Source organism: Paenibacillus sp. Z3-2 (assembly GCF_054161325.1).
The window spans coordinates 2,400,237-2,421,320 of record NZ_CP096397.1 but is presented as its reverse complement, the minus strand read 5'-3'; the positions used below and the strand labels follow the sequence as shown (position 1 = coordinate 2,421,320).

Sequence of the window (21,084 nt, the reverse complement as noted above, 5' to 3'; positions counted from 1 at the left end):
TACTGTGACCCAATCAGGTAGAATTAGCATGTCTAAGGACTAAGAATCTTATTCGGCTGGCAGATCTGATATCGTATTGACCACGGTACGACCTACTGCACCACCTTGGAGTATCGTCTCCAGCGTATCAGGCAATTGGTCTAAGGAGATTTCCTGGATTCCCAGTTCCAGCGCACGCTCTGGTTTCCATTCACCGCCGAGCAGTTTCCACAATCGTTCCCGACGTTCCATTGGACAATATACAGAGTCTATACCAATAAGCTGGATGCCACGCAATATAAACGGAAGTACCGTGGATTCAAAAGCTGTGCCTCCAGTTAATCCGGATACCGCAACCGCGCCTCCGTATTGAATCTGTTTCAGTCGCTCCGCGAGTGCCGGGCCTCCTGTCGGATCAACCACTCCCGCCCATAGCTGTTTCCCCATGGCTCCTCTAGCTGGAGCATCGGCTTCTTCGCGAGTAATAACTTCTGAGGCCCCCAAGTTTCGAAGCAATGGCTCTTCCTGCTCCTTCTTACCTGTGCTGGCTGTTACTTCGAAGCCAAGCTTCGCCAGAATCGCAACTGCCATACTGCCAACGCCACCCGTTGCACCCGTAACCAGAACCTTGCCCATCTCCGGTGTAACTCCAGCCTGGAACAGCGCATCTATCGAAAGTGCAGCGGTGAATCCTGCGGTCCCAATCGCCATGGCTTCTTTTTCACTGAGACCCGGTGGCAGAGGTACCAGCCATTCACTGCGTAGACGAGCATACTCGCTGTAACCCCCATAGTGGGATACGCCAGGTTCAAACCCTGTACTGATCACACGATCTCCCGGTGCAAAACGTCCGCTTACCGATTCCTCTACCGTTCCTGCCAGATCGATTCCAGGGACCATTGGGTATTCACGAACTACACCGCCTTTCTCAAGGGTTGCAAGCCCGTCTTTATAATTGACACTCGAATATTGCACCTGTACCGTTACATCTCCATTTGGCAGATCTTCCTTCTTCAGTTGCTCTATAGCTGCTTTTACTCCGCCCTGGTCTTCTTTGCGGACAACATATGCGTTAAAATGATTCTTCATCATTATTCACTCCTTAATAATCTTTAATATTTTTCCATTAAGCACATGAATTATTCGCATCCAGGCTTAACAGCTACCTATTGATTCTTTCCTAATACTCCTGTTCAAGCTCAATGTCTCCTAAGCGTCAACAGATAGATTAGCGGGCCCACAATGGGGATAATCCCTGCCGCAACCCAAGCAGATGAACGTCGACTTGCTACAGCATCCCTGTATATCGCAATCATGGAAAGTAAGGTCAGCAGAACAAAATCAATCGTCATGATATGTACAAATGAAGATTGCTTGAACGCTTCCATATATACATCCGGATGACCTTGCTTCACTGCATAGAATGCTGTCCCCAGCGTCAACAGCAATAGAATTACATGCGTCAGCTTATGGGCTGCTACCCGTCCAATACCCGACTCCCGCTGGCGACCAAAATGCAAGCTTGCGTAGCCCGAAGATCTATACGCGGATGATGACCATGCATAATAGGGAAGCAGGGCAAAAGCACCCAGTCCGAAAGAAAGTACAACAAAAGGCCAAGCGGGTACACGACCACTTCGCTCTTTTGCAGATGTTCTTAACAGCATACAGGCATAAACTGCCGGGAAAATACCTAACCACGAAAATGCAGTAAGTAACCAAGGTTCTTTGCTTTGCAGTGTGATCAGTTCTTTGATTAGAGGGTCACTTCCAGGTGACTGCCCCGGTGCCAACAACAATGCATAGGCTATAAAAGCGACCCAGACCAGTCCTAATATCCATCTCATGTCTGCACCTCCTCTTACTTTCATCCCCTGCGACAATGGTATTGAAACAATACCAGGACACTCCATCGGCATTAAAGGAGCTCCCCTAAAATGTTGAAGCTAATTTAAATTGGTGAAAGATGCAGAATTTGGCGTCTCCTGCGCTTTCCCGAGAAATAATGACTGCATTTCCCCTTTAAATACGTGTTCAAAAAGGATGGAATTTCAGCAAAACTCAACAAGCTAAATTCCAGTATAGCCTGTTACCCAGGCAGTCTGTCCATGAGATTTCTTACATCCCTGGTCCAGATCATCGAATCCATATTAAAAAGGCATAAGCCAGTATTCTTCACTGGTTATGCCTCTCTGTTATGGTTATGTGTGAACTACTCTTCTGTGGATTTCACATGTTCCGCAATGAGCTTTTGCTTCATATTCCAAGCCGCCGGGCTGATATTCACACGGTAGATCTCCGGGTTGAGTTTCCGTTGGTATTCAGGCCAGAAAAGGTCCATCTGTTCCCGATGATACGCACGAATCTCATCCAAATTAGGCAGGTCATACACTTTGCGTCCGTTCACAAAGATCGGCTCCAGCATATTTACCGCTTCGTAGCGGGTAACGGTCTTTTTCAGATAAGGGTGTAGCGGGTTGAACAGCTTGAGCGGTCCGCCTTGTAGCGGCTGCTCTTCCCCTGGGTAGCAGATATAATCTGCAATCGCTTTGCCATGCTTCGGATCAATGATCCGGAACACTTCCTTTTTACCTGGTGTAGACACTTTTTCAGGATTGGCAGATATCTTGATCGTAGGCAGCATAGTACCGTCCACTTCACGCTCCACCAATTTGTATACTCCACCCAAAGATGGCTGGTCAGAAGCGGTAATTAACTGTGTACCGACACCCCATGTATCAATCCGTGCTCCTTGAGCCTTCAGGTTGAAAATCGTATTCTCATCGAGATCATTGGATGCAACAATTTTCACATAATCCAAACCAGCCGCATCCAGCATCTGACGTGCCTGAATCGATAAGTACGCAAGGTCACCACTGTCGAGACGAATGGCATTCATCTTTTTACCCTGGCTCTCCAACTTCTTGGCTGTCTTGATGGCGTGAGGTACCCCACTGTTCAACGTGTCAAAGGTATCAACCAGTAGCGTAACCTGATCAGGCAACACTTTGGCATACACGTCAAACGCCTCCTGCTCGCTCATAAAGCTCTGTACCCAGGAATGGGCATGTGTACCTGCTGTTGGGATCCCGAAGCGCTCTCCGGCCAGCATATTGGACGTTGCATGGAAGCCTGCCACATACGAAGCACGTGCGCCCCAGATGGCGGCATCAGCTTCCTGTGCACGCCGTGTACCAAATTCGAGTAAAGTATCCTGTTGTGCCACCTGTTTGATCCGCGAAGCCTTGGTTGCAATCAACGTCTGATAGTTCATGAAGTTAAGTATCGCCGTCTCCACCAATTGTGTCTCCATAATGGAGCCTTCTACCCGAATGAGCGGTTCGTCAGGGAAAACAATTGCGCCTTCCTTCATGGAATGAATTGTCCCCTGAAATGAAAACTGGAGCAACTCTTCCAGAAAGACCGGATCGTAATTTTCCTCTTGTTTGGATAAAAATTTGATGTCGTCCATCGTGAACCGAAGCTGACTGATATAGTTCACAATCCGTTCCAATCCGGCAAATACCGCATATCCATTGCCAAATGGAAGCTTACGGAAATAGGCTTCAAATACAGCCTTTCGTTTGTGAGTACCATTCACCCAATGGGCGTACATCATATTGATCTGATATTTATCCGTATGTAAAGCCAGGCTAGTTGTCTGCATTTGTCTCATCCTCTCTGACTTCCGCTCGTGCCCGCCGATTTCACCTGTGAGCACGGGTTAACATATGGAGACTTATTCTTCATGATTCTGTTCATCCGTATTAACAAACAAGTCTCCCGTACAAACTCTATACACCATTCACCACATTCATCCGGTTCAGACAGACATGATTGTCGAGTAAATTAAGCCAGGACTGTCTCGCTCGCCTTAACCACCGTAGCACCAAGGCTGGAACGAAAATGTCCAAGTGCCCACTCATGTCCTGCCGGATTGAAGCTTGCAACGGCATCTTCATATACTGTAATATGAAAACCTTTATTGTAAGCATCCACTGCAGTATGCAGTACGCAAATGTCCGTGCATACCCCAATGAGCGCAATATCTGTAATGCCACGTGCACGCAGTCTGAGTTCCAGGTCTGTACCACAAAATGCGCTGTACCTTGTCTTATCCATCCACCGAATATCCGCTTTCCGTTCTTCCATCACTTGGGCAAGACGACCATATAACTGCCTTCCTTCCGTATTCCGGATGTTATGAGGCGGGAAAAGGGCTGTTTCCGGATGATACGGATCATTCTCTTCGTGCAGATCCACAGCCATAATCACTTCATGTTTATGATTACAGTAAGCTTCCGTTACAGCTGCGATCGTCTCTTCGATCTCAACCGCAGGCTGACCTACAGGCAAAGAACCTGTCACAAAATCTTTTGTAAAATCAATGACAATCAGTGCTTTCATCGTCAACACTCCCCTGGCCCAGAATGGTTTGATCCTGATTCAATTCAGATTGACACCCTACACATTATTACGTATAGATTGACAGTCTTGGTACGAGTTCTGTAAAACGATATAGCTGCGCCGGACGCTGTGAATACTGATTGGAACTCACAAGGTTACCCTCTTCATCCCGCACTTCTTCCACAATGCCTTTGCGACTGCGGGTAGATGTAATCTTGCGAATGAAGTTTGGTTCTTCAAAATCCGGTACAACACTTTGAATAACCTGATATAATTCACTTAACGTAAAGTCTCGTGGCAGAAACTGCCTAGCAATCGTCGTTTCCAACATCTGCTGCTGAATACGTCGATATGCATCTTCAATGATTGTCCTGTGATCAAAGGCCAGTTCCAGTTCTTGCAGCGCCTCCTGAATGGTGAACAACCCAACATCCTCAGCATCATCAGCTGCTTGGCGTTGATCCAGCATCCATTCTTCCACAAGCGCGAAAAATGCATGAGAGATAATCCACCCTCTCGGGTCACGACCCGGCTGACTGTATACATTCAAGTACTCCAGATGTCCACCGTCTACACCTGTCTCTTCCATCAGCTCACGCTTTGCTGCACCGTAGATGGATTCATTCTCCTGACAAAATCCACCGGGTAATGCCCATCTACCTGCAAAAGGCCAGCCTTTACGCTTAATCAGCATCACTTTAAGTTCCCGAATGGGAAGTGTCTTGGTCACCGTCTTGCGCTCTCGCTTGGTCAAGGTGAACATAACGATATCCGCAGGAACACCATCGGGTGTACGATATTTTTTGGAACTATAGGCACGTGCTGCTTGTTCATCGCTCTCTGCATTGAAGTGTTCGTAGTTTTCGCTCATGGGCACCACCGACTATTTTCATTTTGATAATTTCATTATGACATAATAATATCTTTTGTCAACAGCGGGATTCCTGTTTTACGTTCTTGGACGTGCTATGCGGAATGTCGCCGTAGCCATGCATCCCAATGTACCCGATGCATCACGTACTTCCGAATGAGTCGTAACACTGCGTCCAGCCTGATGCATTACCGTAGCTGTCACCGTCAACTCTCCTTGTTTCATCGGTGAGAGAAAATGTACGTTCAGATTCGTTGTCACACAGCCGTCTACTTCCATTGCTGCTGTGGCAACCATACCCATCGCCTGATCCATCAGTGAAGTCAATACCCCACCATGAATAATCCCCATGGAATTGGTATGATGTTCGCCAGCCGTCAGCGCGATCTGCACTTCTTTTCCGTCTCCTTTTATATAACGACAGCCGAGAAATCCCCAGAACCGTCCATCTCCGTCTTCCACCATTTTGTCCAAAATGCTCATTATTCATTTCTCCTTTATTGCACTGTACGTATCAAGCTCTTGATGTCATGTGCCTTATTAATTAAAAAAAACGTCGCACCACACAAAATAACCCCACAGTGTGGAGCTTTGCTTGGAAGTATATTCCGAGTACTGGCTATAGCCACCCCATGTTAACGATCATAATGTAATGTCAAATAAGGCGCGGACTGCGTCCGCACCCTTCCGTCATTTAACCGCAATTGGTCGGAGGTGAATCCGTTCCAGCCTCCACGTTCACTTTTTCGGAAACCGTATCTCGGATTACAGAGATTACAAGCTGAAGCAAGTAATTGATATCGCTCTGGCTCTGCTGGAATTCCGTAACCAATGGAATACTGTCCAGTTCGCTTTGCAGATCGTCAATTTCATGTTCAATTTTGCTGACCATCTCAACATTTTTGAAGCTTTCAAAAGCAACGATCTCTTTTTGTTTCTTCTTGATGGTTGCAATCAACTGCTGGATGCGCTCATGATCACGAATTTTGGTTTCAGCCTGTTGAAACTGTCTAACTTCCTCACTCGTTCCGAGCATATCAGCCAATTCTTTGGCTTTTCCCATAATGTCGTCGCGTATGACCAGATTGCGCGTATCGTAGGTAGGCATTCCATAATGATTATACTGCACTTCTTCCTGCGCCACTGAAATCGCTCCATTCTATGAGATGATATAAGATGAGAACCTGGGCTCAAATGAGTTCAAACGTCTGCTCCATGACCGCTGCGGGTACGGATCGTTCTTTTGATCGCTGTTGTCTCTGGATTTTTCTGATTACAATTGTTCAAGGTTAAAATCCGGAGACAAAGGCGAACGCTTCGCTTCTACAGACCGATTCCGTCCCCTCCGCTACTTGCGCGAATGTCCGAACCTGATATTGAACCCCAAAATTCTCATCTTATTGGTGTTTGTATTACTGATTGGCAGCTACCGGCTCAGAGACCAGATTGCCCCGAATATAAAAAGTCATCGGATCGGTGATTTCCACTTGTACGAAAGTACCGATCAATTCTTTGGGTCCTTCAAAATGCACCAGCTTGTTGCTGCGGGTACGTCCTGCCAGAACTTCGGAATTCCGCTTGCTCTCACCTTCAACGAGCACCTCAACGACTTTACCGCGTTGCCCTTCATTGCTCCGGTGGCTATATTCGTTGATGGTTTCATTCAAGCGTTTCAAGCGTTCCTTCTTCACTTCCATCGGTACGTTATCCTCCATCACCGCAGCAGGCGTACCTTCACGCGGGGAATAGATAAAGGTATAGGCAAAATCATACCCTACTTCACGGACAAGGGAAAGTGTATCTTCAAATTGTTCTTCCGTTTCCCCAGGGAAACCAACAATAATGTCCGTTGTCAACACGACTTCCGGAATAGCCGTTTTAATTTTGCCAGCCAGGTTCAGATAGTGTTCCCGGCTATACTTACGGCTCATACGCTTGAGTACTTCTGAACTGCCAGATTGCACTGGAAGATGGATATGCTCCACCAGGTTTCCGCCCTTCGCCAGCACTTCAATCAAGCGATCATCAAAGTCACGTGGGTGACTGGTTGTAAAGCGTACTCGCGGAATATCGATTTGGCGAATGGCATCCATCAAGTCTCCAAAACTGTAGTTCAGGTCGGTGAAGTCCTTGCCGTACGCATTGACATTTTGACCAAGCAGGGTGATTTCCTTGAAGCCCTGTCGTGCCAAATCCCGTACTTCGGCAATGACATCTTCCGGACGACGGCTACGTTCTTTGCCCCGTGTGAACGGAACGATGCAATATGTACAGAACTTGTCGCAGCCATACATAATGTTCACCCAGCCGCGCATACCCTCACGTTTCTTCGGCAGGTTTTCAATGATGTCGCCTTCCTTGGACCACACTTCAACAACCATTTCTTTGCTGAGCAGCGCTTCCTGAATCAGATGTGGCAACCGGTGCACATTATGTGTACCAAAGATCATATCCACAAAGCCATGCTTCTGCATGATTCGGTTGACGACGCCTTCCTCTTGAGACATACACCCGCATACGCCAAGCAATAATCCTGGACGTTCGAGTTTTAGCGTTTTCAGGTGACCAAGCTCACCAAACACCTTATCTTCCGCATTTTCCCGTATGGCACACGTATTGAGCAGGATAACATCAGCCTCTTTGCGATCCTCTGTAGCCTGATATCCCATAGACTCAAGTAGTCCTTTGATGGTCTCCGAGTCATGCTCGTTCATCTGACATCCATACGTATATACAATATAGTGTTTGCCGTTTCCTATGTTTTTCAGTTCATCGGGAACGGCATTTTCGTAAAGCACCTGAACGTCTTCCTTGCCCCGCTGTTTCTCCTGACGATGATTGGGTTCTGATTTGATGTTAATCTCACGGCCCCGGATTCTTATCTTTTTGCTGAATTCATCTTGCGAAATTACTTTGGCATCGGAAAAATCAAAATATTGGGAGTAATCCTTTTTTGAGTCTTTAGCCATTTCCTTCGGTCACTCCTTACAGCCTCAATTAATAAAAAAATCGTTCATTCATCCCTGTTCCACGTGAATTTCTCGCTTGGAACAGTAAAAGAGCATTACAGCAAATTATAGCATGAATTGGGCTGAAGTTCCACATCCAAACAACCTGCCCCTTCGTCTAATCCGAAACATACAAGGCTCAGAAGAATGCTCCGAAAACAAATAAAAACCTGAGCCTTGCCATCAGGGTTGGGATTAACCGACCTTGTTGGCTGTGCTCAGGTTTATATGTTATTCAGCCCGCCTTATTTAGTGGCTGAAGGCTATTTCATGTAATTAGTCGATGATTTCAGCAGTGTCGCCATTACGAGCGCCAGCAGCGTTAGCTTCATCTGTATCAATATGCATGTCCAGTGCGAAAGAATCGGATACACGAGCCAGTACATTTTCCAGTACAAGACCACGATCCCCGCCCAGGCGTACTTTCAGCATTTGTTTGTCCTCGATACCCCATTTAGCAGCATCAGAAGTATGGAAGTGGATGTGACGAGCAGCAACGATAACACCTTTATCAATCGTAACTTCGCCAGCAGGACCTTTAATCGTGATTCCCGGTGTACCTTCAATGCTTCCGGACTCACGTACAGGTGCTTTAACACCAATAGCAAATGAATCTGTCATGGAGATCTCCAGTTGCGTTTCAGGGCGAACAGGTCCAAGGATACGCACTTTATCAAACTGTCCTTTCGAACCAATAACCGCTACGGTTTCGTTAGCAGCGTATTGGCCAGGCTGAGACAGAGGTTTAAATTCAGTCAGTTCATAACCTTTACCAAACAAAATTTCAACGTGCTCTTGGGATACATGAATGTGACGGGCAGATACGCCCACAGGTACTGTTTTACTCATCGTAAATTTCACTCCTTGTTTATCTATGGCCTGTACTCAGGCTCTTAACAATCCAATGGTATTATACCCCTTTTTCGAGTGAAATGAAAACGAACTGGTGAAAATTCATGAAATACACTTATTTCGCCATCATTCCTCTCCTTTATTTGGAAAACCAGTTTTAATTCAACACATTCAACGCACACGCAACTTCACTATTTCACGGAAGTCCCCTTCATCTTCATCTTCGGATTGCTCTCTGGCAAGTGTTCCCCCAGATAACTCGTCGCATTCCCCCATAACCAACCGCGCACCAAATGTTCATCATAATGCTTGAGCAGCACCTCCATCAGTCTTGGGTAATGTCCTGCATTCTCGAGTCCTTGAATATACGTCGAAATTCCATCAAAATCGGACCCCATCATCAGATGATGCTGCCCGCCAAGAGAACAGATCTGCTCGATATGAGGCAGCAGGTCCTCTATACGGACTTCCCCCTCCTGTTTAACAAACCAAGGGACAAACGTCAGTCCGATCCGTCCTTCCCGGGCAATGATGGCCTGAATCTGATCATCTTTCAGATTGCGCACATGGGGACATACGCTATAACTGTTAGAATGAGAGGCGATAAATGGACGCTTGCTTAAGTCAGCCAGTTCCCAGAAACCTTTCTCCGCCAAATGAGACACATCTAACAGCATGCCGACTTCATTACATAGGCGCACCAGTTCTTTTCCCTTCTCCGTAAGTCCCGCTCCGCGCTTCTCCATGATTCCGTCAGCCGCCCAATTGGCGTAGTTCCAGGTAAGTCCAACAATTCGAACACCCATCTGATAACATAACTCCAGATAGAACAGGTTGCCCTCCAGGCCATCCACACCCTCCAGTGTGATTAATCCCCACGGACCCTCTGTTTGCCCCACCTGAGCCACCTGTTCACGCCACAACAACGTCTGTGTGCCGCCAGCACGCTCCCTGCTTCTCTCTACGCGCTTACGATAAATATCTAACTGCCCCATCACATGTTCAAATTTGCCTCTGCCTAGTACTTCGGGCAAATAGATGGCGAACGCCTGCAAACCTACTCTCCCCTCTTTCAAACGTCGCATATTCACATCGAGTTGTGGAGCATCTTCGAATGAAAGTGTCGGCTGCATCAATATTTTGCTCAGTGCGTCACAGTGAAAATCGGCTACACACCAATCAGACATGGACATCGTTAACCCTCCTTCTATAAATTACTACAAAAAAACGCAAAAAAACCTGTCTACATCGTAAACAGGTTCAATGCATAACACATGTATTATCTGGGCTCCACAATCAGCTTAATGGCCGTTCGGTCCTCGCCGTCGATCACAATGTCTGTAAAAGCTGGAATACAAATCAGGTCAACTCCGCTTGGTGCTACAAATCCCCGGGCTATCGCTACCGCTTTAATGGCTTGGTTCAGTGCTCCCGCTCCAATTGCCTGCAGTTCAGCATTTCCACGTTCACGAAGAACCCCTGCAAGAGCGCCGGCTACAGAATTAGGATTGGACTTTGCTGAAACTTTTAATACATCCATGGTAAGTACCTCCCTGGGAATGTTGAAAGTTTGTTTCCACTTACTAGATGTTATTCGCGGGAGGCAAAAAAATTCCTTCTTTTTAGACGGGTTTCCCTGCAAAATGGGACAATACCCCTATTCCATGCGCCACTCGTCTTCCATCAGACGAATTTTTTCGATGCGTGTTGCAGCGCCTGTGGCTTCATCAATCTCCACTAGGACACCATGGAAATGCCATTTGCCATCATCAACAACGAATCGCACGGGTAGCTGGGTGTAGAACTTGCGCAACACGGCCTCACGCTCCATGCCCAATATGCCGTCACGCGGCCCTACCATGCCTGCATCCGTTAAGTAAGCCGTTCCTCCAGGCAAGATCCGGTCATCATTACTCTGTACATGCGTATGTGTGCCTACAACGAGCGAAGCACGTCCATCCAGATGCCATCCCATGGCAATCTTCTCAGAAGTCGCTTCAGCATGCATATCGACCAGAATACATTTGTAATCCTGGCGCAGCTCATCTACAATCTCATCAGCTACACGGAATGGACAATCCAGGGCAGGCAGGAACGTTCTTCCTTGCAGATTGACAATGGCCAGCTCCTTGCCTTCGCCTTTGACAACCGTATATCCTCGTCCTGGTGTTCCTGGTGGAAAGTTAGCTGGTCGAATCATGCGCGGTTCATCATCTATAAAATCAAAAATATCCTTATTGTCCCAAGTATGATTACCAAGTGTAATGCCATGTACACCCCAGTTGAAAAACTCATTCGCGATTGCACCTGTAATGCCGCGACCTGCCGCTGCATTTTCACCATTGACAATCACCACATGTGGCTTATACTTCGATTTCAGGTACGGTAAATTTTCCTTTAATGCCTTACGTCCCACATTGCCTACTATGTCACCAATAAACAAAACTTTCATTGATTACTGCCTCCTCAATCCCTGCAAAGTCCCTTTACTTCAAATGTTGAACCTTGCAGGACTCTATCTCATGCTTTATGATGTGTAATTTCACTAAATACCTTATAACAGGCTATCAACAGGAAAAGTGGCCCACTACTGCGGCCACTTTTCCATAATACTCTATTTTGCGTATTCAACCGCACGGGTTTCCCGGATGACAGTGACTTTGATGTGACCCGGATAGTCGAGTTCATTCTCAATCATCTTCGTGATGTCACGGGCTAGGCGGAAGGCTTCAGCATCATCGATCTTCTCAGGTTGTACCATAACGCGAACTTCGCGTCCGGCCTGAATGGCGTACGATTTCTCGACACCTTCGAAGGATTCTGAAATCTCTTCCAGCTTCTCCAGTCGTTTGATATACGTTTCCAGCGTTTCGCGGCGTGCGCCTGGTCTTGCTGCGGAGAGCGCATCTGCTGCGCCAACCAACATGGCAATGACCGAAGTCGCTTCGCAATCTCCGTGATGGGACGCGATACTGTTGATTACAACCGGATGTTCTTTGTATTTCTTCGCCAGTTCCACGCCAATTTCGACGTGTGATCCTTCCACTTCGTGATCCAGCGCTTTACCGATGTCATGCAATAGACCTGCACGTCTTGCCAAAGTTACGTCTTCTCCGAGTTCGCCAGCCATCAGTCCAGCCAGATAAGCGACTTCCATCGAATGTTTCAAGACGTTCTGACCGTAACTTGTACGGAACTTCAACCGGCCCAGGATTTTGATTAGATCCGGATGCAGACCATGCACGCCCACTTCAAAGGTAGCTTGCTCACCGTATTCACGGATGCGCTCATCCACTTCTTTGCGGGATTTCTCAACCATCTCTTCAATCCGTGCCGGGTGAATACGTCCATCAGCCACCAGTTTCTCCAGGGCAGTACGGGCGATTTCTCGGCGAATCGGGTCAAAGCCCGACAGAATAACAGCTTCTGGCGTATCATCGATAATGAGGTCAATCCCTGTAAGGGTTTCAAGCGCACGGATGTTACGTCCTTCACGACCGATAATCCGGCCTTTCATTTCTTCATTTGGCAGGGTAACAACAGATACCGTTGTTTCCGCTACGTGGTCAGCCGCGCAACGTTGGATGGCGAGCGTAATAATCTCGCGGGACTTTTTGTCCGCTTCTTCCTTCGCTTGTTGTTCAATGTCCTTGATCATTTGAGCCGTCTCATGACGAACTTCCTGTTCTACGTTGGACAGTATGATACTGCGTGCGTCTTCCATAGTGAGGTTGGATATACGTTCCAGTTCCGTCACCTGGTTTTTGTAGATCATTTCGATCTGCTGCTGTGTCTCATCAATTCGTTTCTCTTTGTTAGCCACTTGCTCTTCTTTACGTTCGAGTGATTCCAATTTTTTATCCAGCGACTCTTCTTTTTGCAACAATCGTCTTTCTTGTCGTTGAATTTCGTTCCGACGTTCACGAGTGTCTTTTTCAGCTTCAGCACGAATGCGATGGATTTCATCCTTCGCCTCCAGCACCGTTTCTTTCTTCAGTGCTTCTGCCTCTTTTTTCGCGTTCTCCACGATTTGTACGGCAGCTTGTTCCGCACTAGAGATTTTAGCCTCTGCAAGAGATTTGCGAATAAAATATCCTACTCCGAACCCAATGATTAGCGCGGCCACAACGAGAACGATCATGATTGCAGGTTCCATACTGTTCACCTCCTCGTTGGTTCCTCCAAGGCATTCCTTGGGTTAATTTGCAGTTTTCAAAACCTTACATATGTTTGGGAATAACGAATACTCACGGCGATCCCCCGCCGATTTTCATTTCACATGTACATGTCTCCATGTACTATTCACTGTTTCCAGCGAACCCATAATTAAGAATGGTATAAATCTTAAGAAACCGAAACCGCTTTTTTGGAAGGAAAAAGGGTTGTCCATTTCTTACAGACTCATGTCCATTTTAGTATTTGACGAAAGAAATTGTCAAGAGAATGCAGTATAGAGACTCTAGTCGGCTAATCCCATAACAACGCCTCGTCATCTTCAGGGTCCCCAGCCTCATCTTCTTCCATTAAACAATTCACAACTCGGCGCACCATATCCATTGAAAAACCACGTCTCATTAGGAAGGGAAGCGTTTTATGTTTCTTCTCTTTCACGTCCCCTTTGACCTGATTCCACTTTTTGCGTCCGGCGCTCAGAGCAGTCTCAAATTCCGCATCTGTACTGATACCTTCGAGTGCCTCAACAATGAGATCATTGGCAATTCCCTTTTGACGCAGCTCTTGCCTTATCCACAGTTTTCCCTTCCGCTTGCCCTCCATACGCTGTCTTGTCCATTCCTTCGCAAATAGATCGTCATCCACCAGCTTCTCTCGCTCAAGCCGATCCAGCGCCTCTTCAATCAATGATGCATCAAACTCTTTCTGACGAAGTTTCTGACTTAACTCATGCCGTGTACGAGGTTTATGCTCCAAGAAACGCAGAGACTGTGCGTAGGTCCGCTGTCGCTCGTCAGCTACGATGATTTCTTCCAGATCCTTCTTCATAAACGTGTTGCCCTGCGTCATCCTGTATTTAATCATCACGTCTTCAAGGACCGTAATGGAGTGTATGCCAAAAGTGATGCGGTAACGAGCTTGTCTGCTTTTCGTTCGTTCTACCCGTGTAATGGTAAGTTCTTCGTTGTCCGGAAATTGGGAGAGGCCATCCCCTTCTGCTTCTTCATATAAATCCTCGTCATGTTGATCCATTCAGGTCTCCCCTTTCATAACTCTTTCCATCTGAGCTCTACGCCAAGCGTTCATTCACCGAAGATCGTTAACGCTAATACAAAAAGCCGGGAACTCAGCCCGGCCTTTTCTCTCACAGTCATTGTACTAACAGCCCCTGTCCATTGGGACAGGGGCTGTTAGCACACCGAGAACACTCCCACCACAATTCCTTATCCAAATCGAGCAAAGCTCAATCAGACAGGGTTACGGAGTTCAAAGGGCGGCGCCCTCTGGATCCTCCCTACAAGGGAGGATTTAGGAAGATTACTCGTTGATTTCGAATAATTCTTGTTCTTCTTCTGCTTCTTTTTGTTGATCTTCACTAGTTGGCGCAGGAACTGCAGTAGTCAAGTTACTAGCTACACGAATTTTTTGTTCAATGATTTCAGCAATGTCCTTATGCTCTTTCATGAACTGCTTCGCGTTCTCACGGCCTTGTCCTAAACGCTCACCTTCGTATGAGTACCATGCACCACTCTTGTTAACGATGTCCAGCTCTGTACCAATGTCAATGATACTGCCTTCTCTTGAGATCCCCTCACCGTACATGATATCCACTTCCGCTTGTTTGAACGGAGGTGCGACTTTGTTTTTCACCACTTTAATACGAGTACGGTTACCAATCATGTCATTCCCTGATTTGATACTCTCAATACGACGTACATCCAGACGTACCGTGGAATAAAACTTCAGGGCTCGACCACCAGGTGTTGTTTCCGGGTTACCAAACATAACGCCGACTTTCTCACGAAGCTGGTTAATGAAAATTGCGATTGTTTTGGATTTGCTGATTGCACCAGACAATTTACGTAGAGCTTGAGACATCAAACGCGCCTGTAAACCGACGTGTGAATCACCCATTTCGCCTTCAATCTCTGCTTTTGGAACCAATGCAGCTACAGAGTCAATAACGACGATATCTACTGCACCACTGCGCACAAGAGCTTCTGCAATTTCCAGCCCTTGCTCACCCGTATCTGGCTGAGATAGAAGCAATTCATCAATGTTAACACCCAATTTGCTTGCATATTGAGGATCAAGAGCATGCTCGGCATCGATAAATGCTGCTTGTCCACCAACGCGTTGTACTTCAGCGATCGCATGTAATGCGACAGTTGTTTTACCTGAAGACTCAGGTCCATATATTTCAACAATACGGCCTTTAGGCAAGCCGCCTGTTCCTAATGCAATATCCAAAGCCAAGGAACCACTGGGAATAATTTCCACGTTCATATGAGTGGACTCACCCAGTTTCATGATGGATCCTTTACCAAATTGCTTCTCTATTTGACGGAGCGCCATATCAAGCGCGGCACGACGGTCTGACAATAAGCTCACACCCTTTACTGTTTATAAGATAATGATACCTTGTTTTAACACGTTTGCCAAGCTTTTTTTCGAACATACATTCGTTTTTTTGTGAAGGCCGAGGCGCCTCTTCCTCTAAGAAACTTTCCATTAAACAGAAAAAAGAACCGTAAACAAGGCTGTTACGCCTAATTCTACGGTTCTTCCGTCTTCCTTAATTATACTTGCTTGGAACTCTAAATGCAATCCAAGCTGTTAACTAATCAACCCATCGCCACAAGTTTTTGCCATAAGCGATAGAGAATTGCTTTGGCCGAGCGAATGCGAACAGTCTCGCGATTACCATTGATGCGCAGTTCATGAATCTCGGTTTCTTTTCCACGTTCAGCAAGAGCGATAAAGACAAGTCCAGGTGGCTTGCGTTCCGAATATCCCGGTCCCGCTACACCCGTAACGGCCAGACCAAAATCAGCATCGCCAATCATTCGGATCTGCTCAGCAAGCACTTTTGCGACTTCCGGACTTACCGCCCCTGGCGCCTCTTCACCTTCCAGATAATCATGAGGCACATTCAGCAGCTTTTCTTTAATTTCATTAGAGTAACAAACAATTCCACCCTTAAGCATCGATGCACTTCCAGGTACAGATGTCAGACTTTGCATGACAAGCCCTCCTGTGCAGCTCTCAGCAGCACTAAGCGTCAGACCCATATCAGACATCATGGTTACAATTGTGTACTCTATAGGCACATCCTCGTTCGCGTAGAGATGTTCTGTCAACCGCTCACGAATCCGGACTTCCATCGCATCCAGCTTCAGCATCGCCTCCCCCTCACTTGCGGCCTTTGTGGAGACACGTACTGTAACTTCACCCTCACTCGCATAAGGAGCGATCGTAGGGTCTGTCTGCGCATCAATCAGATCCAGAAGTCGATCTTCCAGAGCAGACTCACCAATACCTGCGAATTTAAGCATTCGGGAATAGATCGGCATTTCTTCTGTAAGTACATGCTGGAACAGCCAAGGCTTGACTTCCTGTTCAAACATTGGAATCAACTCTTTAGGTGGTCCAGGCATCACAACATAATATTTATCATTGTCAGAAATCGCATTTCCTGCAGCTAGACCGGTTTCATTGGCGAGAGGTGTCCCACCATCAATTACGATCGCTTGACGTCGGTTATTCTCTGTCATTTTCACATTACGATCTCTGAAAAAGCTCTCAATCTTGTCCATGGCTATTCGATCTATATGGAGTTTACGGTTAAGAACTGCTGCCAGCGCATCCTTGGTCAGATCATCTTGCGTAGGCCCTATACCCCCGGAAAATAAAATAACGTCTGCGCGGCCCTGTGCAATACGAATGGCTTCACTGAGTCGAGTCAGGTTATCACCAACTACCGTTTGGAAATATACATCGATCCCGATCGCAGCCAATTCACGAGATAGGTATCTGGCATTGGTATTGACGATTTGTCCAAGCAGCAACTCTGTGCCAACTGCAATGATTTCTGCCTTCATTAAGCATCCTCCTGTACACGTGTTGGGTTATCAAAGGGCAATAGGATATTTTCCTATTGCCCCTGACCCAATGCTTCTTTCATGTTACCCAGTTTAACGCCAACTGTTATGCTTTCGTTAAATGAAGCAAATTTTTGTTTTTGATAAAGTAATCGATACCCGACCAGATGGTAATAAGCGCTGCTGCCCATACTGCGATAATATCGACGTGAATACCTGTGTATGAAAACGGGAAATTGTTCAACAGCAACAAGACAATCGCCACAATCTGCACTACAGTCTTCAGCTTGCCCCAGTTACTGGCGGCGACAACTGAACCATCCAGCAACGCAATTTGACGCAAGCCGGTAACTGCAAATTCACGACTAATAATAACGACTGCAATCCAGGAATCCAGCTTGCCCATCTCTACAAGCGAGATCAAAACTGCAGTAACCAACAGCTTGTCTGCAAGTGGATCGAGCAGTTTTCCCAGATTGGTAACCATGTTATTTTTCCGCGCAAGGTACCCGTCAATTCCATCTGTGCTTGCAGCGATGATAAAAATAACAGCAGCAATCAGTTGATTATACGGAAGCGAAAGGCTTCCAAGTTGCAACGGCTCTGGATAAAATGGAAAATCCACGAGCAGGAACACCATCAAAAAAGGGATTAAGCAAATTCGTGCAAGCGTAATCCGGTTGGGTAAATTCACAAGACGCCCTCCCTCATATCCTCCATTACTCCAAACATTCATCTTAATCCCGTTATCATCATCCGGAACATGAAATGTACAATTTCAATGTCAATCCATATTAACATGATCCCACTATGTAGAAACGCAAAAAATAAAGTCAACCGCTCAAAAGCAAAACCGCTTTAAACGTTCCGGTGACTTCCAGAAGTGTACTGCTTTTCACAAAGTCAGCAAACGATGAGGACTGGACTTGATGCATGACTGCCAGCAATGCACACTTAGTATAATATACGCCCCAATACAGTGTCAAAAAACACTTCTGCTACAAAAAAGGCCATATTACTTGAAATTTGTATATTGCAAATCCAGAGGCAGGTTAGCACCGTTTAGCATCTGCATTACCGCTTGCAAATCATTTTTACTCTTACCTGTTACCCGGAGCTGGTCTCCCTGAATCTGACTCTTCACCTTCATCTTGGAGTCCCGAATCAGGATATTAATTTTTTTGGCGATATCCTGGTCAATGCCCTGTTTGAAATTCAAACGCTGGCGGACTGTTCCAGAAGAAGCCGGCTCTACTTTGGCGTAATCAATGTTCTTCAATGGTAGACCACGCTTCGCCATTTTGGATTGCAGCACATCAATGACAGCCTTGAGTTTGGTCTCATCATCAGATACGATCGTTAACGCATCCTTATCCAGTTTCAGACTGCTCTTGCTGCCCTTGAAGTCATAACGAGTGCCAATTTCCTTCTCGGTTTGTGTAACGGCATTTGTCAGTTCTTGCAAGTCCATTTTGGACACGATATCAAATGAATTTTCTGAACTCAAACCAGTCACCCTTTCAGTTAATCGTATGTTCTGTAACATTATAGAGGATACCTTAAGTAAAAGTCTAATTTCAAAGGGTTTTCTTCAAAGAAAAAAGCATTTTTGGCTTCCACCCAGGTGGTTACCAAAAATGCTTGCTGGTCCAGCTTCCAACTAAGAGCGGCTCCGGTTGGGTTGTCTGAACATATCGAGCACACCCAGAAGGACATGCGCAAGTCCAAATCCCAATATTCCGTAACCCCAAGCACTTGGAGTCAGGTAATAACCCAGGAGGCTGACAATAATTCCTAAACCCGTTACGATCCAGCTAACTGTCACAGCCATCCACCTCGCCTTCACCAAAAGTTAATTGCAAGTTAAGACACCGTTATTGTCTCCTGCAGTAAACTCGGTTATTCGCTACCAGTGGTGATCCCTTAATTGGTACCTTCTGTACCGTCCGTTGATCCATTTTCAACGCCTGTGGATGAAGCTGTACTACCACTGTCTTCACCAAGCTTCAGACGGATCCGATTGGTTGCCTTGCCATCCGTTACAACTTGCCCACCAACCTCAATCGTGGTCGCTGCAGCGTAACCGGACTTAATATACATTCCTGCACTATCCAGTTCAAAGGTAAAGCTGTCGCCTTCGGCTGTATTGCCATACTCCAGCTTCTCTCCACTGGAATTCTCGCCCTTGTACACTTCCAGCCAACTATGACCTGTTGCTTTAATCGTAACCGTTACAGGCTGGCCTGCACTCCCGTTAACTTTAAAGTTCGTAATATTTCCTGATTTTCCGTCTTCTGCAACCGTTACAGTAGACGGTGAGTTATCGGCAGGTGGTTCTTCCTCAGTTCCTTCTATCTGTCCATCCGTTTGGCCATCTGTCTGTCCATCCGTTTGACCATCTGTTTGACTGTCGGGCTGTCCTTCAGTGTCTGTACCGCCACCGTTGCCTCCCGCGTCGCCCTCAGCGCCTTTGTCCGTCGCAGGCGGGTTGCCTTCTTGTCCGTTATCGGCTGGTTGATCCGGTTTATCCTCAGGTTGTTGCTGACTGTCTGTAATTTTGACCGAGTCCAGCCCCTGATTATCTTCAGGATCATCCTTGTTCAATACGACGTAAGCATACAACAAAACAACAATCAGAATCGGGAAGGTCCACATCAGTGCGACAGACATCCATCGATTACTACGTTCAACTGGACGGCTGGAACGCTTCTGAATAACCGGTTCCATCGTTGCTTCCGCCTCTTCTGCCGGTACGTCTTTTTTGTGTCCCTCCAGCAGCTCATCAGGGTTCAGTCCCACGGTCTCCGCATAGGTTTTAATGAAAGCACGCACATAGAAGCTGCCCGGAAGCACTTTGTAGTCTCCTGCTTCTATGGCCTCCAGATACCTCTTGCGAATTTTTGTCATTTCCTGTACATCGTCAAGACTCATCCCTTTTTGCAGCCGGGCCTCTCTTAACTGCTGACCCAGTTCAGACATGCCATCTCCCCCTTATGTTTATCTCTTGAGTTGTTGCTAATCTATTCCATGATTCCGTACGGTTCCTTACAATTCGTCGGTGTAGCTAGCCGTAAACGTATCATAAATAATTTCTTCATTCGGATTGTTGCGAAGTTCAATAATAATATCAAAATTATTAAAATCATATTCGGATTCCTGTACAAAAATATCCGGATGTTCAATAACCTTGGTACTAGGCATGGTCATAATATCCTGCAACAAATTGTAATGACGCTCACTGGAGCGAATGGTACTAACAATACCGTCAATAATGAACACATTGTTTGGGTTCAATTCGTCCTCGGAGAGTTGGCTCCTTATGGTCTGACGAAGAAGTGTGGAGGAAACAAATGTCCATCGCTTCATTGCACATACGCTACCCGCAATAATGGACTCCGTTTTGCCAACACGAGGCATTCCACGCAAACCGATGACCTGATTGCCTTCCCTCTTAAATACTTCACCCAAAAAGTCCACAAGTAACCCAAGTTCATCTCGTGTAAAACGAAATGTCTTGCGATCATCCGAGTCACGGTCAATATATCTGCCATGACGTACGGCCAGAATATCCACCAATTTAGGTTGACGCAAAGCCGATACGGTGATGCTGTTTACCTTGGCAAGCATCTCACCAAGCAAACGGATTTTCTCATCGTCATCCGATTCAAGCAGCATGCCTCGGGTTTTGCCTTCCACACCGTTAATGGTCAATATATTCACTTCAAGCATCCCCAGCATAGAGGCTATATCGCCTAACAAACCGGGTCTGTTCTTATGTATTTTATATTCCATATACCATTGTTTAGATTCCATTTCAACACCCCGTAATGCATTATTCCACATTATTCGACAGCAACAGAACGTGTCCGCTGGACAACAATCTGAGACATCTTCTAAAAATGGGTCACGTTAA

Annotated in this window: 21 protein-coding genes; all 21 read right to left on the bottom strand. The window is 46.4% G+C overall.

Annotation, left to right across the window (positions count from 1 at the left end; genetic code table 11):
* Nucleotides 1-48: 48 nt before the first annotated feature.
* Complete coding sequence (locus M1D71_RS10885) at nt 49-1,068, bottom strand: oxidoreductase (protein WP_458127219.1); 1,020 nt, start codon at nt 1,066-1,068, stop codon at nt 49-51.
* A gap of 110 nt (nt 1,069-1,178) precedes the next feature.
* Nucleotides 1,179-1,826 (bottom strand): hypothetical protein, encoded by a 648-nt coding sequence (locus tag M1D71_RS10880; RefSeq protein WP_458126429.1) that lies wholly within the window; start codon nt 1,824-1,826, stop codon nt 1,179-1,181.
* A 365-nt stretch (nt 1,827-2,191) separates the two neighbouring features.
* Nucleotides 2,192-3,646 carry a nicotinate phosphoribosyltransferase gene (locus M1D71_RS10875; protein WP_458126428.1) on the bottom strand — a complete coding sequence of 485 codons (1,455 nt, stop codon included), beginning with the start codon at nt 3,644-3,646 and terminating at the stop codon, nt 2,192-2,194.
* 182 nt (nt 3,647-3,828) lie between these two features.
* A complete protein-coding gene (locus M1D71_RS10870; RefSeq protein WP_458126427.1) occupies nt 3,829-4,386 on the bottom strand; it encodes a cysteine hydrolase family protein in 558 nt (185 codons plus the stop codon).
* Nucleotides 4,387-4,453: 67 nt separating this feature from the next.
* Complete coding sequence (locus M1D71_RS10865; protein WP_062833857.1) at nt 4,454-5,257, bottom strand: NUDIX hydrolase; 804 nt, start codon at nt 5,255-5,257, stop codon at nt 4,454-4,456.
* A gap of 78 nt (nt 5,258-5,335) precedes the next feature.
* Nucleotides 5,336-5,740, bottom strand: coding sequence for a PaaI family thioesterase (locus tag M1D71_RS10860; protein ID WP_458126426.1), 405 nt, complete (start codon nt 5,738-5,740; stop codon nt 5,336-5,338).
* A gap of 211 nt (nt 5,741-5,951) precedes the next feature.
* Nucleotides 5,952-6,365 carry a RicAFT regulatory complex protein RicA family protein gene (locus M1D71_RS10855; protein WP_458127218.1) on the bottom strand — a complete coding sequence of 138 codons (414 nt, stop codon included), beginning with the start codon at nt 6,363-6,365 and terminating at the stop codon, nt 5,952-5,954.
* A gap of 304 nt (nt 6,366-6,669) precedes the next feature.
* Nucleotides 6,670-8,226 (bottom strand): tRNA (N6-isopentenyl adenosine(37)-C2)-methylthiotransferase MiaB, encoded by a 1,557-nt coding sequence (gene miaB / locus M1D71_RS10850; RefSeq protein ID WP_458126425.1) that lies wholly within the window; start codon nt 8,224-8,226, stop codon nt 6,670-6,672.
* Between the two features lie 315 nt (nt 8,227-8,541).
* Nucleotides 8,542-9,114, bottom strand: coding sequence for a phosphate propanoyltransferase (gene pduL, locus M1D71_RS10845; protein WP_017689107.1), 573 nt, complete (start codon nt 9,112-9,114; stop codon nt 8,542-8,544).
* A 194-nt stretch (nt 9,115-9,308) separates the two neighbouring features.
* Complete coding sequence (locus tag M1D71_RS10840) at nt 9,309-10,310, bottom strand: dipeptidase (RefSeq protein WP_458126424.1); 1,002 nt, start codon at nt 10,308-10,310, stop codon at nt 9,309-9,311.
* Nucleotides 10,311-10,396: 86 nt separating this feature from the next.
* The gene (locus M1D71_RS10835) at nt 10,397-10,657 is read right to left on the bottom strand and encodes a stage V sporulation protein S (protein WP_007430104.1); all 261 of its coding nucleotides are present in this window, start codon (nt 10,655-10,657) and stop codon (nt 10,397-10,399) included.
* Nucleotides 10,658-10,774: 117 nt separating this feature from the next.
* The gene (locus tag M1D71_RS10830) at nt 10,775-11,569 is read right to left on the bottom strand and encodes a TIGR00282 family metallophosphoesterase (protein WP_062833853.1); all 795 of its coding nucleotides are present in this window, start codon (nt 11,567-11,569) and stop codon (nt 10,775-10,777) included.
* A 162-nt stretch (nt 11,570-11,731) separates the two neighbouring features.
* A complete protein-coding gene (gene rny / locus M1D71_RS10825) occupies nt 11,732-13,273 on the bottom strand; it encodes a ribonuclease Y (RefSeq protein WP_458126423.1) in 1,542 nt (513 codons plus the stop codon).
* Between the two features lie 311 nt (nt 13,274-13,584).
* Nucleotides 13,585-14,322: a regulatory protein RecX gene (locus M1D71_RS10820; RefSeq protein ID WP_458126422.1), complete on the bottom strand. Its 738-nt coding sequence runs from the start codon at nt 14,320-14,322 to the stop codon at nt 13,585-13,587.
* A gap of 285 nt (nt 14,323-14,607) precedes the next feature.
* Nucleotides 14,608-15,672, bottom strand: coding sequence for a recombinase RecA (recA, locus tag M1D71_RS10815; RefSeq protein ID WP_458126421.1), 1,065 nt, complete (start codon nt 15,670-15,672; stop codon nt 14,608-14,610).
* A gap of 242 nt (nt 15,673-15,914) precedes the next feature.
* Nucleotides 15,915-17,171 (bottom strand): competence/damage-inducible protein A, encoded by a 1,257-nt coding sequence (locus M1D71_RS10810; protein ID WP_458126420.1) that lies wholly within the window; start codon nt 17,169-17,171, stop codon nt 15,915-15,917.
* 106 nt (nt 17,172-17,277) lie between these two features.
* The gene (gene pgsA, locus M1D71_RS10805) at nt 17,278-17,865 is read right to left on the bottom strand and encodes a CDP-diacylglycerol--glycerol-3-phosphate 3-phosphatidyltransferase (protein ID WP_145318782.1); all 588 of its coding nucleotides are present in this window, start codon (nt 17,863-17,865) and stop codon (nt 17,278-17,280) included.
* A gap of 321 nt (nt 17,866-18,186) precedes the next feature.
* On the bottom strand, nt 18,187-18,678 hold the full coding sequence (locus M1D71_RS10800) for a YajQ family cyclic di-GMP-binding protein (RefSeq protein ID WP_458126419.1): 492 nt from the start codon (nt 18,676-18,678) through the stop codon (nt 18,187-18,189).
* A 153-nt stretch (nt 18,679-18,831) separates the two neighbouring features.
* The gene (locus M1D71_RS10795) at nt 18,832-19,002 is read right to left on the bottom strand and encodes a hypothetical protein (RefSeq protein WP_458127385.1); all 171 of its coding nucleotides are present in this window, start codon (nt 19,000-19,002) and stop codon (nt 18,832-18,834) included.
* Between the two features lie 92 nt (nt 19,003-19,094).
* The gene (locus tag M1D71_RS10790) at nt 19,095-20,150 is read right to left on the bottom strand and encodes a helix-turn-helix domain-containing protein (protein WP_458126418.1); all 1,056 of its coding nucleotides are present in this window, start codon (nt 20,148-20,150) and stop codon (nt 19,095-19,097) included.
* 66 nt (nt 20,151-20,216) lie between these two features.
* The gene (locus M1D71_RS10785) at nt 20,217-20,984 is read right to left on the bottom strand and encodes a DUF3388 domain-containing protein (protein ID WP_145318788.1); all 768 of its coding nucleotides are present in this window, start codon (nt 20,982-20,984) and stop codon (nt 20,217-20,219) included.
* Nucleotides 20,985-21,084 lie beyond the last annotated feature (100 nt).